A 16,893-nucleotide genomic window follows, 5' to 3' on the forward strand; every position below is an offset into this window, starting at 1 on the left:
AATAAACCCCCTTTAGTTTGATAAAGCTGAGCGTACAAAGCCATTTGCCTTGTCTATTCTTTTCAAAGCTTCTTCTTTTGAACAATCTAATAAAATCATAATTATAGCTACTTTAACTTTATGGCCAGACATGTTATAAAATCGACTAGCCGTGTCAAATTCAACGTCTGTTGCTTCCATAATAATTCGCTTTGAACGCTCTTCTAACTTTTGATTCGTTGGTTTTAAATCTACCATCAAGTTTTCATATACTTTTCCAATCCCAATCATCGCAGTAGTAGAAATCATATTTAAAACCATTTTTTGTGCTGATCCCGCTTTTAATCTTGTTGAACCGGTCAAAACTTCAGGTCCTGTCTCCAGCTCAATAGCAACCTCTGCATGCTGACTCATTTTCGCCCCCTTATTACATGATATACTGACAGTTCTCGAGTTTACTTTTTTGGCATAATCAAGCGCACCGATCACGTATGGCGTTCGTCCACTTGCAGCAATACCAATAACTGTATCTTTTTCATTAGCTCCAATATCTTCCAGATCTCGTCTACCGTCATCTATATTATCTTCTGCCCCTTCAACAGCCTCAGTAAACGCTTTCAATCCACCAGCAATAATACCTTGAACCATGTCTTTCGGCGAACCAAAAGTCGGAACACATTCTACTGCATCTAATATTCCCAATCTTCCACTCGTGCCAGCTCCTATATATATAAGTCTCCCACCTTGATTAAAAGATTCTATAGCAAAATTAACAGCTTTATCTATTTCGAGTAGTTGATTTTCAATAACTTTTGAAACGCTTACATCTTCCTCGTTCATTTTATTGAGAATCTCCATCGTGGACAACTCATCCAAATGCATTGTTGTTGAATTACGTGCTTCTGTTGTCAATTTTTCTAGCATCATATCATCTCCAATCTCTGAATCTACCTCTAGTTTAAATCATGATGAAATAAAAAGTCAATATATCTTTATATTATTTAATTATTAATTTTAGTTTATTTAGAAAGGTTTACACTACATATTTTATGCACAAATAAAATAAATAAGACCAAGCATATGTCGCTTGGTCCCTGAGTATATGACTATTTATATTTTTTCTAAAATCGATGCAGACTGTAACTTATCACAAAGCTCTTTAGCAAAAGCCCTACAGCGCTCTATATCTTCTTTGTCAGGTTCTAAATCTGCTTTTAAGCGTTCCGGAAGCACGTTAGCATCTAAGTCTTCTAAACGATCGGCAACTAAGTCAATTGCTCCGCCGAATATATCATAAAAAGAGTCACCAGAACCGAATACACCAAACAGGCGGCCTGATATATCCACCTCTTCTACCTCTTCATAAAAGTCTTCCACTTCATAAGGCATCGCTCCATCATCCCATGTATGAGTTCCGATTAACACGGCATCATACTCTAATAATTCTTCCGGCTCAACCCAATCGAAATCAAATGTCTTAATAATAACATCACAGGACTCTGCTTTAAGGTAATCTACCATTGCTTCAGCCATTAGTTCTGTGTTCCCTGTTTGACTTGCATACACCACTAAAACTCTGCTCATTCAAATCGCCTCCACTCACGATTCTTTATTGCTGTCTTTAGTATAATTGATAATGATTCTCATTTTCAAGTGTTAAGTTTAGAGTATTACATGCTCAGCCGGTTGGTTAGTATTTACTAAATCAAAAATCGAACAATGAGTTAACGTTAACTATCATTGTTCGATTACTTTGAGCGTATGTGGAGACTCCAGCAGGAAAATGAGCATAGGTGAGACCCCATATGCACAAAGGGGCTACAGCTAAGAAGAATCAACTACAATTCTTCTCCCCTGCGAAAAGCGAAATGTTTTTTCCTAGCGAATGAGAAAAGATATATTCATTTTTAATAGTTCACAATCTGTCTTCTTTCTAGATTTTTTCCATCTAATCATTATCAAACATATATTGCCTTGTATTAACATGAACATTGAGAACCAGACCTATCGCTATCATATTCGTTAAGAGTGAACTACCCCCATAACTGATAAACGGTAAAGTAATACCTGTGATTGGCATAAGACCAATCGTCATACCAATATTTTGGAATATCTGAAACGTAAGCAAGCCAATGACACCTGTAACTAAGACAGTACCAAAAATATCACGACAATTTATAGCAATAATAATCATACGATAGATCAACATGAAGAATAAGATTAGTACTGTGGCAGCCCCAATAAAGCCAAATTCTTCTCCGATTACTGTGAAAATAAAGTCAGTATGAATTTCAGGGACCCTTCCACTTTGTGACATGGCGCCATCCATAAAGCCACTACCAAACAAGCGGCCCGACCCTATTCCCATTCGTGCTCCACTTAATTGATATCCAAACGAACCCGAATACATATCAGGTTGAAGCCAACCATAAATTCTGTCTAATTGGTGGGACTTAAAAAGTAGATTAAAGATGTCTATTTGATAGACAAATAAATAACCGAGCAACAATACAAATAATAATACAACTGAAAAGATGATAATAATGTACCAAACTGAAATCCCTGAAATAAAAAGAACGGTCCCCATGGTTGCTGCAACAGCTAAGGATGTCCCTAGATCAGGCTGTGAGTAAATCAAATAAAGCGGAATTAAACCTAATAAGCTTATGCTTAATAAAATTTTAATATTTTTTCCCCGATTTGTTTTTGCTTTCTCAGTAATCCTATAAATCGCTGTTGCCAACATAATAATCAATATTATTTTTACAAATTCTGATGGTTGTAGTTTTATCCCCGCAATATTAATCCATCTCTGAGACCCTTTTTCCATGACTCCAAAAAAATGAACATAGAGCAAAGACAAAACACCAAGTACATATAAAGGTATAGCTAGTGAACGATAATGCTCATATTCGAGTGCAAGGATGAAGACAATGGCAACTAATCCGACAACAAACCAAACAGCTTGGCGGGTCAAGTAATGGGTGGGGTCTTCGTTGTATTGACCAGCTGCACTATAAATCGAAAATAAACCAATAATAAACAACAAAATAACTATAGAGATTAACACATAGTCCAATTTATCTAATGTTTTTTGAATACTATTTTTCATATTCTTGATACCTCTGTCATCAAGCAAATCACTTGATATAATATAAAATCTAAAACAAACCTATTCCATTGATTTACAATAACTTCTATTAACTTATTTTTTCAAGTGATAATTATTTGCATGCATAGATATATTGTTAAGTATCCCCATGGATATAAACATCACTAGAATGGAAGTTCCACCATAACTAATAAATGGTAAAGGAATTCCTGTGATAGGCATCAGACCTGATACGGAAGCCAGGTTTAAAACAGCTTGGAACGAAATAAGGATAATCAAACCAAAAGTTAAGAGTTTTGCAAAATAATCGGGTGTTTTTTTAAATATCGAAAATCCTTTCAACAAAAGCAACACATAGAAACCAATAACTGCAATCACACCAAAAACACCAAGTTCTTCAACTATAATAGCCATAATAAAATCAGTGTGGGCCTCTGGCAGATAACCTAACTTTTGCACACTATTGCCAAGTCCTAAACCAGTAAATCCACCACTTGAGATAGCAATATATGAATTAATCAACTGAAAGCCTTCTCCTGCTGGATCAGCAAATGGGTTCGTAAACGAGATAATCCGATCCATACGATAATCAACGGTTAAAGCTAGAATCAGAACACCTGACACTGCTATTGTGAGTAGCCCTGTTAAATGATACCATCTTGCCCCGGAGATTAATAATATAGCGCCACATGCTACGATTAAGGAAAGAGCCGTTCCAAGATCCGGCTGCTGAGTAATCAAAATAAACACAATCCCCAACATAATGAGTGGCGGCATTAATCCATGACGAAAGTCGTGGATTTTATCTCGTTTATTTGTATACACCTTGGCAAAATAAACAATCATGACAAGTTTGGCGATTTCAGAAGGCTGGAACAATAATGGGCCCAGCTTCAACCATCTTGTTGCAAAGTTCCTCTCTACCCCAACTCCTGGAATTAAGACCAGTAGCAATAATATAATTGAGATGAAAACCATATATGCTACATACTTACCATATAATTTATAAGGAAAGAAACTTGCTATCATGAATAAGACGAAGCCTACTATTATCCATGTTAATTGTTTTTTAAAAAAGTGAGTTGCATTCCCGTATTCTAATATAGAAAATGTAAAACTTGAGCTATATACCATCATTAAGCCAAAAAGGCTAATAAGCACTAAAAGAATAATTAAATCAAAATCCCATATACTGCGAAGTTTCTTCATATCAACACCATCTTTTTCTCTTGTTTGAATATAATCTTTTAAGCCTGCCAAAGATAGACTATTCCTCAATGGTTGATATTCGCTTAATATATAAACTTTACCATGTTTTAAAACATTTTTCTATGATTAATAATAGAAATTCAACTGTCCGATTAAATTAAATTTTCATCTTAAATATGTAATGCTCAGTGTTAGCTTATAATAACAAAAAGCTAACGATAGAAAGTATCGTTAGCGTTCAACTCTTGTAAAGCAGTCAAATTCATTTAATATATTAACGGCTTTCTCGTAGTCTTCATCAACTACATCCACCTGCAGCATATGAGTTACCTTTTCGTTGTAAGGATTTTCTGTTTCGTCTAACTGATTTCGTTCCGATGAAGCCTCAGCTACATATGCAGGATTAATCATGCCCGGCGTACCGCTTGAACTTGAATTAACTGTCGCAAATGGAACATAATACCTTTCTTCTTTCTCACTTGGCATTTCATCAATGAAGTTATTGCTCACTCTGAGCGTCTTCAATTTTAAACTTGCTGATTCTGCATCATTTTCATTTTTGAAATATACTTCAAGTCGCTTCGTCATTAAGACATCTCCTTTTTAAAGAGTGTTGTTCATACTGTTCCCAAAATCTATGGGACATAAACACCTTTGACTCTTCTAATACGTTGTCAAACCACTTACCTTTTGAACCCAATAAGTAGTTCTCAACAAAGGAGTGAGTGAATCCTCATTTGTTTTATAGCTTGAGGTAAATAGACCATCTTCATTATTCCAAAGACGTTCAAAATATTGATCTACATCTTTCATAACTTGCGACTCTATTGATGAAGTGATTTTAATATTGTTTTCTAAGTTCAAATCATCTAGGTTTCGTGTTGTATGATTGGCAGAACCACCAATAAGAACACCTTCATTTTCTTTTTTGATATAAAGTAATTTAGTATGATATTGGTCTTTGTCAGTTTCGTACCAACGAATTGATAAGTCTTCATTGTTCGCCATTCCCGCAGCCACAGGTATGTTGGGCAGACCTGCTTTTTGATTTCCAAAAGCAACTTTGTTGGGATCTAATATCATCTGGACTTTAGCCCCACGGTCCGATGCATCGTGTAGCGCTTCAATAACGTCTCGATCAGCTATATAAAACATGCCGAGCCAAATCATGTCCCCGGCATCTGCCTGCTTTATTTCTTGCAAGATATGTTTTAAAATCTTTCCTTCTGTTAAATATTGCACGGCTATATTGCCCTCTGTTTGTTGAACTTTTTCAGCGTGGTCTATAATCGTCTTTCCTTCTGAGTAATTAATGACAGCTTGTTCAGCGTCAACGATATCATGAATGATATCTCCTGAGACTTTAAAAGCAATATTGGATGCGAATCCGCTCTCATTATGAGGGTTTGCAGACGATATGATGGCATTTTTTTCAGTTGCGACTGCTTTTCTATGGTTCGCTTTGACGTTAAATAATTCAAGATAAGATCGAGCTGTCATCTTGGGCGCTTCCTCTGCTAGTGCGTTTGGCAGCCATCCTTTTCCTTTTTGGCCAAAAGCTTGAAATAACAGGCGCCATCCAGCCGAATAAAATGTATTTGAATCTCGTAATTCACTAAGATTTGACATCACAACTTCAATATCATTATTTTTCAGTTTTTCAATATGCTTTTCTGTATATGAATGATATCCCGTATTAATAGGATCGGTAATGAAAACGACTTGCAGATTAGGGTGTTTTTTCTTTTGTTCGATTAACGCCTGTGTCAACCTCCCACTTAAATCAGGAAAGTTTCTATCTTGATCTGTGTAATCATTAAATAAAAACATATCGACAACTACAAATTCTTTCGCTTCTAAAATCACATTAAATATCTCTTTAAAGATTTCCTGTTCCGCAGTCATTTCTCCATCAGGTTTTTGGTATGTCAGATCCGACAAAAATTCTACCTCATCTATATAATGAACATCTCCTTCAAAAGATGTCCCGTCCGGAAGTTGTTTCGTTTTATTAAATATAATAATGCCAGTAAGAATTAAAATAAGAACTGTTAAAATCCAAATTGATTTTCTTCTAAATATATGACGTAACATGTTTGGTCTCCTGCTTTTTTAAGAACTCATTCCCTACGTCCTAAAAGTGAAACAATAACAGTAGATAAAAAATCCGACCAATGATTATGTATATCATTGGTCGGATCTTAATTTAAATGTTTTCAGTTCAATGTTCTAATTTGCTAAGTTCTTTTTTCACCTCTCGAGGTAAATCTAGGAAAGGCTGAATATCTTGCACGTATTCCAAAATGCCCAAATACTCGCCATCCTCATCAAATACACCTTTATAAGTAATATGGACGTATTTATCTTTTTTCTTAAACCACATCGTTTCAGAAGCACGTCTCCTCGATTTAAGATCATGAATTAAACTCATCACTTTCTTAAAACTTTTAGGTGGATGACAATTGGCGACATTACGCCCTATCGAACTCGGTGTACGTACAAACATCATCTCGGAGGATTTTACCCTATCATTAAAGTATTTAAAGAAACCATTTTTATCAACAAATGTTATTTCAAGTGGCAAGTTATTAAAAATGTTGTCCGCTTCTTTTACTGTTAAAAAGCCTCCTTTGAATGCCAAGTGGTTCTGTGATGCAGCGGCCTTTTTTTCATTATTCAAATCTGTTTTTTCTTCTAATGAGGCTAGGTTCTGCATCCATTTACCTTCTGGTTCCACAGCAAAACCAAAGGCGTCACTTTCCTTTGCAATCGCTAGCCAATCGTCTTCATTAAAAAGTGACACAACAATCGGTAATAGGAAGGACTCCTCTTCAAACAGCACCTCTCTAAACTTACTTTCAAATAAATCATAAGACTTTTTAACATATTTGAAATCTATATTAGGAACTTTCTCCATCATTTGCTTTGTCCCTTTATATAAAGTACGGATTCGATCGTCATCACCCCACATGATTCTAGAAGGGGTGTAATGTCCGTAACGCTCAAAAATTGGAAAAAAGAGTTTCTCCTTCCGATTATAATGATTATAAAACTGACCTAATAACACCATCTGCTCCTTTAACTGTTCCAGCATTTCTTCCGAAAATTGCTTATCCTCTTCAAATGACTTTACAAGATTATTTATCTGGTCTAAGATCTTTCGAAACACCTTATTTTCTTCTAAAAAGATTTGCACAGGGTGCCCTGGCTCATTGATTTCATTAATATACCAATCATTAATCGAACGGCCATATATTTGAGTGAAAACATTGAAAAACGTCACAACATCCTGAGATGAAATACCATGATCACCGCTCTTTAACTCCTGAATAATTAATAATATTTCTACATCACTTATATGCTTAAAGTTTTGGTCAAAGTCTTTTTGAATTGTTTCTGGTGAATCATCATGACGTAAACGAAGTAGTATATCCTTTAAAATATTGACTAGTTTGGTGTTGAATTGTGCGTTTGCCATTTTCCCACCCCATATCGATAGTTGATAGCGTTAACTATAGAAAGATTTTTTACTGTTGATAATATACACTCTAATAATTAGTATAATAGAATTCCTTTAAAGTATAAGGATATTATAGAAAGATTCATAAATTAGTTGAATTTATTGGGATGATATATCTGCTAGACGTGTTGATGTAAGTTGATTTAATAAATAATCACTAAATAAGAAAAGTAATTGGTACAATGATTAATCACTGAGAAATTACCATATTTACTCAGATAAACCTTTTAACACGTGAGTTGGCTTTCTTACTTAACAAGATTCTGTTCTAGCAATCGGGGAGTTGTACATTTATGGGGATGTAAGAAAAGGATGTTAAAAAGATATTCTGAAAAAGCAAGTTATTCCTTTACCATTTCTATTTGTAAATATCACCTCGGCTATTCAAATCAAACACAAAAATCACAACCTCTTTATCATATACTTTAAATAAGACTCTGCATTTACCTACTCTTAATCTATAGGATTTTTCATATCCAGCTAATCTCTTTATATCTAAATTTTGTGTCCTATTAGGATCCTCCGCAATTTCCAGTAAAGACTTTTTAATTCTGTCTTTTGTTTTTCTATCCAATTCTTTTAAATACTTGCCTGCACCTTTGGAGGAACGGATGTCAAACATAATCTTCATCGTCCTCGAATACCTCATCAAAAGTTAAATATTCTCCTTTTGAATATTCATCCATTGACTTTTCCATGTTGTTTTTTGACTCTTTGTCTAAAACTACCTCTTCATTTTGTTGTTTGTTTAATTTATCTAAGTAATCTTTGATTTTTTGATACTTTTCAACTGGCATATTATCTATTTGCTTGAATAAATCCCATTTTGTTATTCCCATGTTTGCCCCTCCTAGATTGAATATTTCCAAAAATTATATCAAATTGAACCTAAATATTCAGCAAAAGCAAAAGGATACATGCTATTTTTCGGTACAAATTGAATTACTCGTGTCTTTCACAGATCTTAGGGTAAACTATATTAGAAATATAAATATGAGGTGATGGCCTTATGAATTACAAACGAAAACCCAATAGATTAATCACTGAGAAATCCCCATACTTACTTCAACACGCTTATAATCCTGTGAATTGGTTTTCGTGGAATGAGGAAGCATTTGAAAAAGCGAGCCAAGAAAATAAACCAATTTTTCTTTCTATCGGCTATTCAACTTGCCATTGGTGTCATGTCATGGCTCGGGAATCGTTTGAAGATGAAGAAGTTGCTGCCTTTTTAAATGAACATTATGTCTCTATTAAAGTTGATCGTGAAGAACGACCAGATGTTGATTCAGTTTATATGAAAGTATGTCAAATGATGACGGGACAGGGCGGTTGGCCGCTCACTGTCATTATGACACCTGATCAAATTCCTTTTTATGCAGGCACTTATTTTCCGAAAGAAAGTAAATATGGTATGCCTGGATTGATGGAAGTCATCACTCAACTTTATCGAAAATATACAACAGATCCAGATCATATAAGTGAAGTGACGGAAAGCGTGACAAACGCACTTGAAAAAACAGTTCAAGAAAAAAGTGCGCACCGCTTAACCAAACAGACGACCGATGATGCGTTTAAGCAACTGACTCGAAATTTCGATTCAAATCATGGCGGATTCGGACTTGCACCGAAATTTCCCCAACCACAGAATATTATGTATTTGCTTAAATACTATTATTTTACCGGTGAGCAAACAGCACTCGATATAGTTGAGAAATCGTTACATGCTATGGCAAATGGCGGTATTTTTGACCAAATTGGCTTCGGATTTGCACGCTACTCGACAGATGAGAAATGGCTTGTTCCTCATTTTGAAAAGATGCTTTATGATAATGCGTTACTTTTAATCGCCTATACTGAATGTTATCAAGTGACGAACAATCCTTTTTATAAGCAAATTAGTGAACAAATCATCGAATTTATATCACGGGAAATGACCAATTCGGAAGGAGCCTTTTACTCCGCTATTGATGCAGATTCTGAAGGGATTGAAGGAAAATATTATGTGTGGGATTTTGGTGAAATTTTTGCCACTTTAGGTGATGAGTTAGGGGAAATGTTTACCACTGTTTACGGGATGACTCCTGATGGAAATTTTGAAGGGAAAAATATTCCGAATCGAATTCACAATCCACCTTCCGACATTGAAATGGAGAATCCTGATAATGAAAGACGGAGATTGTTGGAGAAAGCACAAAAACAACTTCTCGCAGCAAGAGAAAAGAGGGTTTATCCTCATGTTGATGATAAAACATTAACATCGTGGAATGCCATGATGATTGCTGGATTAGCGAAAGCTGGTGCCGTATTTAAAGAAGAACTGTATATAAATATGGCTGAAAAAGCCGTCCGTTTCATAGAGGAAAGTCTTTTTGATAAAGGTCGTTTAATGGCCAGATTTCGTGACGGAGAAACAAAGCACAAAGGCTATCTTGATGACTATGCCTTTCTCATCTGGGCTTATTTGGAGATGTATCAGGCAACATTTTCTCTAGGGTTTTTAAATAAGGGGAAAACATTAATGAACGATATGCTAGACCTGTTTTGGGACGAAGAACATGGTGGATTTTATTTAAGCGGATCAGACAGTGAACAACTGATTGCTCAAGATAAAGAAGTTTATGACGGAGCACTTCCTTCAGGTAACAGTGTCGCAAGTGTCATGCTCACGCGTTTAGCTTATCTTACTGGTGAAACAGATTACTTGGACAAGGTGGAAACAATGTACTTTAGTTTTTATGAAGATATTAATCGCCAAGCTTCAGCTGCTGCCTTTTTTATGCAGAGTTTACTTTTAACAGAGAATAAAACGAGAGAAATTGTGATTATCGGCGCAAAAGATGACCCAGATCATACGAAATTACTTGATAGCTTGCAGAGTGAATTTTTACCCGGCACAGTCATCCTTGTTGGGGAATCTGCAATGGATTTTAAAAATATTGCTCCCTTTGCAACTGAATATGAGCAATTGGAACAAAAGACAACTGTTTATATATGTGAGAATTTCGCGTGTCAGCAACCGACGACTGATATTGAAGAAGTGATGAGACGTATAAAAGGACAGACACCCAGTGATTGATGCACGGGTCGTCTGCCCTTCTAATTTACACCATTAATTAATTAACACTCTTCCTTCTGCATCCTTTATGACTTCGTTTCCTGATGTATCCATCGCCTTTACTTGAATACTAGCTTTTGAACTTGTTTTAGTCGGCGGTGCGGTCCAGTAACCAACATAATGCCCATCACTCATCTCCATCATTGGTAACTCCGTTGGAAGGCTTACTTGTCGTATACCATCCAGTAATGGCATATTGATCATGAATGTCGCTCTTAGACCAGGTTCACTGTCAAATGTGATTTTGACACTTTCGCCTGTTTCGATAAATACATCCTCGTGCGGAGTGACATTTTCAATCTCAAAAGCATCTTCGGACTGTTCGACAAAGACGACGATTGCCTCTTCTGTTACGTTTCCAGCCAAATCACGAGCGACAACTTCAATTGTTTGCTCTCCTGTTGCAAGGGTTATTTCTTTTGAATAACGATCGTTTTCATCAACACTTGCTTCTTGTCCATTCACTTCAACACGATCTAAATGCTCATCCTGAACAGTTCCCTCAACCATCACCACTTCACTGTCAATTGTTTCTCCATCTTGTGGACTTTCAATAGAAAGGGTTGGTGACTCGGTATCTCGTGTAACAGAAACTGTATCAGATTCAGCCGCCGGTCTACCGTCTATAATAGATGTAGCCACAAGTTTATTTTCTCCTTCTGCCAAAGTGATTGGTATCGTAAATTCGCCCTCTTTACCTACTTTAACGCTGTCTACTTCTTCATCATTATTTTTTAATTGAAGAGTCGTTTCAGGAGTCGCAGTTCCTTCAATATCCATTTCCTCGTTATTGGTCAGCATTCCAGATTCCGGTGATGTTATAACTGGTGCAGTTACATCTGGTTCATCTCCGTAATCGACTTCGGCCCTAATCATATAATTACCTGTACTTTCTTCCGCTTGAAACCATTGACCACCTATATAATCCCAGCTTCTCTCAGCAAAGTTAATTGAATCACCATCTGTCACAAATCCTGGAACATATGGATAATCATCAGCTTGCAGGTAAGCAATATAGAAATCATCCTCAACAAGAATGCCTAAGTGGGATAAATCGACCTCTGTCCAATTATTTAAATCTCGTTTTGCCTTTGCTTCAATAGGACCAGCTAACCTATTACCAGGTGCACCATTTTCACCTGTTGCATCATAAACTGAAATTAGAATATCGTCTCCACCTGGAACAGGAACATGATCAGCCCAAAATTGCAATTTTGCCCCTGTTAACATAGCGGATGTTTCATCTTCGTCGAGAGACATCCTGACCGCAAAACCATTTCCTTGTTTTCCAAAGGCTAAATTTTTACCATAATCACCACTATCATACTTAATCTCTGATGAGTCTGAGTTGTAAAAAGGCTCTAGTTTTAAATCTAAATTAATATCTTCGCCGGGCTGTACAGTAATAGACTCTGTTTTTCCATAATAACCATCAGCATAGACTTTTAATGTGTACGCTCCTTCATACGCCTTTAAATTATAAGTTCCATCTTCGGTTGATTGAGCATGCTCTGCATGTTCATCTTCAAGTAAAAATAGCTTTGCATCTTCAATTGCTTCTCCGGTTGTGCTGGTAACTTGTCCAGAAATTATTTGTTCTGGCAAAGGCGTTAATTGGACCTCTCGTGATACCAATCCTTTTTCATCCAATGTAACCGTTGTTGTTTCTGTTTCAAATCCATAGGCTTCAATAAGTAATGTATATTCACCAGGACTATGGTGAATACTAAATTGCCCATTTTTAGGATTAGTTTCGGTTTTCCAGCCAGTTTCTTCCACAGTGATTGTTGCCTCGGCTGGTAAGTCGCCTGCTTTAGCTGTCTTCTCTGTCTTATCTCGTTGTATAGATTGGCCCATCATTCTATCATCTTGTATAGGTAAAGTTAACGATGCCTTTTCATCGTATAATTGATTAGTGATGTCAGTTTTTGAGTTATCATTTACTAACTGAACGTCATCAATGTACCAACCAGCATTTTCGTTATCCGCTGTCTTTAAATTAAAAGCAATATGAATTTTTTCACCCATATAGTCTGATAAATCAAGACCGATTTCATGCCAACGTTTGTTTTCTTGTCTTGCTTGATAAAGTGGTTCCCATGATTCTCCATCAATTGAAGCAAAAACGGTCCCCATTTCTTCTCCTATTTGACCCAATTCATACCAATTTTTAAAACGTAATATGGTATTTTCTTCAACAGAAACGGGTGGCATCATTAATGTCATATCTGAGTTCATTTCATACTTTCCAAGTAAATCGGTGCCCATAACTTTTTCACCTGAAGCAGCGGATTCTGGGCCAAACTCTGGCACACCCCACTCCCACGAGTTATTCGTCCCATAAGAATACCAACCGTCCGGATAAGCCTCAAAATCCTCAAAATAACCTGAAGTCACTGCTTCTTCAATTTTCACTGTGTATTCGTCGGTTGTTGTTGTATTGCCACTAAAGTCTTCTATAGTCCACCAATAGATTAGTTCATCTCCTACTAAATCTTCCGCAGGTATATTAGTTTCATAGTTTCCATTTAAATGATCTCCATCAACTAGATTGGGGGTGTATGTTTTTTCTGATTCATTATCGAATAAAACAGTGAGAGTTACTTTATTCACGCTGACGTTATCCATTGCTTGAATTGAAAACGCTTCATCCCTATCCGTAAATACAACTTCACGAGGAATGTGTTCATATGTTGGTGGTTCTTCGTCTTGACCTGGCATTGTAATTTGCCCTTCGATTGTACCGATACCTTGTTGAACCGCTTCGACAGCAGCGAAAGCATCAAGAGTTCCATATCCATAACCATTATTCGGTGATTCTGGGTAATCGTCATCTATTTTTGTGTTCGATGTAAGTTTTAGGGTCGTTTCGATTTCCTCAATTGTTAAATCAGGATCTACATCTTTCATAAGTGAAATTGCACCAACAACATGAGGAGCAGCCATCGAAGTTCCACTGGATAGCCCATATTCAAATTCATCAAAGCTTTCTCCGGGCATTGAAGATCGAATAGAAGTCCCCGGCGCCGTTAAATCAGGTTTAATCACTCCTTCTTCAGATGGACCACGTAGTGAAAAGTCAGCTAAATTATCTTCTTCATCCGTTGCTCCAACGGCAATAACCTCCTTATAATTCCCAGGAGCTGAAGCTGTGCCTGGATCAGCATCTTGGAACAACCCTGCATTTCCAACTGAAAAAACGGGAACAATGCCAACAGAACGCCATGCTTCTACCATTGGTAAAAACCAATCATTATTGATTGGGTTACCCCCCCAAGAATTATTAACAACATCCGGTGCTTTCTCTGGATGTGGTGTACCACTCTCATCAGTCGGTGCTAGCACCCATTCTGCTGCGCCTAAAATATATGAATCATGAGTTTCATCGCCAAAAAACGCTCTAGCAGAAATCCATTTGGCACCGGGAGCTACACCAATTTGATTATTATCTTCTTCACCAACCACTGTCCCCATTGTATGAGTTCCATGACCATCAGAATCCATTGGACTCTGTCGGTCTGAAACGGCGTCATACCAATTAAATTCATGTGAGGGATTATCAGGGTCATCCGGGTTAAAGCCACGATATTTCTCTTTTAAAGCAGGATGGTTACCTTCTACACCACTATCTATGTTGGCAACGACTGTTCCTTCTCCTGTCACCTCATTTTCCCAAACCTCTGGTGCTCCAACACGATCAATATTCCACTCAATATCATCAAGTGTTTTTTCTGTATCCTCAAGTTTAGGTAATTTTTGTTTTCCATCTAAAATAACTGATTTTACTTCCGGCAAGTTAGCAATTTTTTTTGCTGATTCTTCCGTCCCCGTGACTGCCAATCCATTCATTATATAAAAGCTTTGATAATCTTGAATGTTATTTTTATCTTTTTTTAGGTAAGATAAGATATTTTTTTGTGTTGCTTCGGCATTAGCCTGTAGTTCGGATACAACGGCTTGTTGTACTGTTTGTTTAACTTCAGTATTTGACAATGATTGCTTATTTGCATTAGATTTCGCCTTATTAGCAACAGTTTTAGTATCCGTTTGATCCTTTAAAATAACGAGATATCTTTCATATTCTTTTTCTTGATAGGCTTCTAATAATTTGGCATCTACTTTATTGGCTATTTTTCCGTTTTGTTCGTCTTTGGATGCTCCATCTGCCATTATATTAGTCGGTATGATTAAAGATAAAATCATCGTAATGATAATTAACGTTGATAATTTTTTAACTAGTCTATATTTACCTAATCCTTTCAAATAACTCACCCCTTATTGGTTTTAGTTACAAACATGTACGGCTACTTTTAAAATGTCCCCCCTTCACAATTTATAATTTTTATCTACAAATTCAATCAAAAATTCATTATTACTGACAATAGCAGATGTGTAGTGCAAGATGTGTCATATTTTGTCGATTTTTTAGTAGTTTTCAGAATTGATAGATAAGTACTAGTGAGCTACTTTTTTATACTAGGTGACAAGAACTATTAATGTGCCTATTAATCCTTTGATTGCTAAAAAATGGAGGTGATCTTTTGGTATAATGGTTAATGATTAATTATGATAGTTTTACTCACTGCTGAATACTTACAGTTCATGGTATAATTATTTTTATTAGATTTAAAAAGGAGCGAATCAGAATGGTTAAAGTTAAGATGAATGTTCAAACGGCATATCATGGGGATTTGTTACGCGCAGGGAAAGTTTATGAAGTGGATGAAGAAACAGCTGAACGATGGATTGCGAGTAAGCTAGCAGATGAGGTCGACGATGAGTAGAATAACATTCGTGAACAAAAGCTCGGGGCACGGATAGCAACGTACGAACTAGAATCAGTAAAGCGAGGTGGATCAATGTTGATGCTCAGGAGCATCGGTTAAGGAGTTCACGTTATCCCTAGTAAGGTTTTGGAACTCTTGGGGGGAGGATTAATTGGCCATACTCAGCTAAAAACCCCCCTTTTGAGTCAACGTGCTTGTCTCATTAAAGGGGGTTTCAATATATTAAGTACCCAGATTATTTGTTTTCAAAGAATTCTTCTGCTTTATCTAGGAAAACTTCTTGTTCTGGAGTTAAATCGTACTCCTCAACAATTGCATCGACCGGGCATACGGCAACACATGCAGCGCAATCAATACAAATATCAGGATCTATATAAAATTGGTCTGGCCCTTCTTCAATACAATCAACGGGGCAAACACTAACACACTCTCCGGATTTTTCACCTTGACATGGTTCTAATATTACAAATGCCATTCTTTATAACCTCCCTTTTTCCTCTAAAACTAAAGTATCATCTACAATTTAATGATACATCATCATAGTAATGTAAGTAAACTGCTTGCAATTATAATTCACGAAAAGTTAACGATTCCGGTATTATTCATATAATAGTACCTATTTTAAAGATGATGGACGGATTAGGTTTAAGAGTATCCTTTGATGAAGATCATACTTTTGAATTTTATCCAGATTTTGTCCTTCATAGCCTCTATGAAAGCCAAGTATGAGTGTTTTATTCTTAATTTGATAATCTTAGCTATTTATAAGATGAAGAATCAGATACTCTCCTTCGCCTTCTGTATTTAAGATTTATACCTCAAAATAAAGATGAGCATGTAAGGAACACCCCGGATTGAAGGCCGCAGCACAGTGAGGACATTGGTTGCTTCCATTTAAATATTCATTAATGGTGATTTCCTGACCACATGTTCCACACATCACTGCTTTTTTATCAAAATGATCTTTTGGCCATACGTCACTCGCACCACATCCATATTCTATATGACATTGGAAACATGGAAAATAAGACTCGCAACAATAGAATTTGAGCGCTACTCGATCTAATTCGCTATGATAATGTTTGCAGCGAGTTTCGTTATCAATGGCTCCCTGTATGATGTGGCCCTGTATCTCCATAGTTCCTCCGTCCTCCAGTAGCTATTTTTT

General features: G+C 36.4%; 14 protein-coding genes. 2 read left to right on the plus strand and 12 right to left on the minus strand.

Annotation, left to right across the window (positions count from 1 at the left end; translation table 11 throughout):
- Positions 1-12: 12 nt before the first annotated feature.
- The 9 genes from murQ to KQI49_RS13525 form a co-directional block, all read right to left on the minus strand.
- Positions 13-903 (minus strand): N-acetylmuramic acid 6-phosphate etherase, encoded by an 891-nt coding sequence (gene murQ, locus KQI49_RS13485; RefSeq protein ID WP_216489683.1) that lies wholly within the window; start codon positions 901-903, stop codon positions 13-15.
- 186 nt (positions 904-1,089) lie between these two features.
- Positions 1,090-1,563: a flavodoxin gene (locus KQI49_RS13490; protein ID WP_216489684.1), complete on the minus strand. Its 474-nt coding sequence runs from the start codon at positions 1,561-1,563 to the stop codon at positions 1,090-1,092.
- 364 nt (positions 1,564-1,927) lie between these two features.
- Positions 1,928-3,091, minus strand: coding sequence for a rod shape-determining protein RodA (gene rodA, locus KQI49_RS13495; protein WP_216489685.1), 1,164 nt, complete (start codon positions 3,089-3,091; stop codon positions 1,928-1,930).
- A 93-nt stretch (positions 3,092-3,184) separates the two neighbouring features.
- Complete coding sequence (gene ftsW, locus KQI49_RS13500) at positions 3,185-4,300, minus strand: putative lipid II flippase FtsW (RefSeq protein WP_216489738.1); 1,116 nt, start codon at positions 4,298-4,300, stop codon at positions 3,185-3,187.
- Between the two features lie 231 nt (positions 4,301-4,531).
- A complete protein-coding gene (locus KQI49_RS13505) occupies positions 4,532-4,888 on the minus strand; it encodes a hypothetical protein (RefSeq protein WP_216489686.1) in 357 nt (118 codons plus the stop codon).
- 75 nt (positions 4,889-4,963) lie between these two features.
- Positions 4,964-6,394: a phospholipase D family protein gene (locus KQI49_RS13510; protein WP_216489687.1), complete on the minus strand. Its 1,431-nt coding sequence runs from the start codon at positions 6,392-6,394 to the stop codon at positions 4,964-4,966.
- A 127-nt stretch (positions 6,395-6,521) separates the two neighbouring features.
- Positions 6,522-7,778, minus strand: coding sequence for a DUF438 domain-containing protein (locus KQI49_RS13515; RefSeq protein ID WP_216489688.1), 1,257 nt, complete (start codon positions 7,776-7,778; stop codon positions 6,522-6,524).
- A gap of 400 nt (positions 7,779-8,178) precedes the next feature.
- Entirely contained in the window at positions 8,179-8,442 is a 264-nt protein-coding gene (locus KQI49_RS13520) for a type II toxin-antitoxin system RelE family toxin (RefSeq protein WP_216489689.1), read from the minus strand.
- Positions 8,435-8,659 (minus strand): hypothetical protein, encoded by a 225-nt coding sequence (locus KQI49_RS13525; RefSeq protein WP_216489690.1) that lies wholly within the window; start codon positions 8,657-8,659, stop codon positions 8,435-8,437. Before KQI49_RS13525 ends, KQI49_RS13520 begins: the two co-directional genes overlap by 8 nt.
- A gap of 170 nt (positions 8,660-8,829) precedes the next feature.
- Here KQI49_RS13525 and KQI49_RS13530 point away from each other — a divergent pair, with 170 nt between their 5' ends.
- Positions 8,830-10,899, plus strand: coding sequence for a thioredoxin domain-containing protein (locus KQI49_RS13530; protein WP_216489691.1), 2,070 nt, complete (start codon positions 8,830-8,832; stop codon positions 10,897-10,899).
- A gap of 33 nt (positions 10,900-10,932) precedes the next feature.
- Here the strand turns inward: KQI49_RS13530 and KQI49_RS13535 are convergent, their stop codons facing one another.
- Positions 10,933-15,201 carry a S8 family serine peptidase gene (locus KQI49_RS13535; protein ID WP_216489692.1) on the minus strand — a complete coding sequence of 1,423 codons (4,269 nt, stop codon included), beginning with the start codon at positions 15,199-15,201 and terminating at the stop codon, positions 10,933-10,935.
- Positions 15,202-15,584: 383 nt separating this feature from the next.
- On the opposite strand from KQI49_RS13535, the gene KQI49_RS13540 reads away from it, so the two are divergent.
- Positions 15,585-15,722 (plus strand): hypothetical protein, encoded by a 138-nt coding sequence (locus KQI49_RS13540; RefSeq protein WP_216489693.1) that lies wholly within the window; start codon positions 15,585-15,587, stop codon positions 15,720-15,722.
- A 238-nt stretch (positions 15,723-15,960) separates the two neighbouring features.
- On the opposite strand, the gene KQI49_RS13545 is transcribed toward KQI49_RS13540, so the two are convergent.
- Together KQI49_RS13545 and KQI49_RS13550 are read right to left on the minus strand one after the other, a co-directional pair.
- Positions 15,961-16,200 carry a DUF362 domain-containing protein gene (locus KQI49_RS13545; RefSeq protein ID WP_216489694.1) on the minus strand — a complete coding sequence of 80 codons (240 nt, stop codon included), beginning with the start codon at positions 16,198-16,200 and terminating at the stop codon, positions 15,961-15,963.
- A 336-nt stretch (positions 16,201-16,536) separates the two neighbouring features.
- Positions 16,537-16,863 (minus strand): CHY zinc finger protein, encoded by a 327-nt coding sequence (locus tag KQI49_RS13550; protein WP_216489695.1) that lies wholly within the window; start codon positions 16,861-16,863, stop codon positions 16,537-16,539.
- Positions 16,864-16,893 lie beyond the last annotated feature (30 nt).

Origin of the sequence: Virgibacillus sp. MSJ-26, from assembly GCF_018918075.1 — a bacterium.
Lineage (GTDB): Bacteria > Bacillota > Bacilli > Bacillales > Amphibacillaceae > MSJ-26.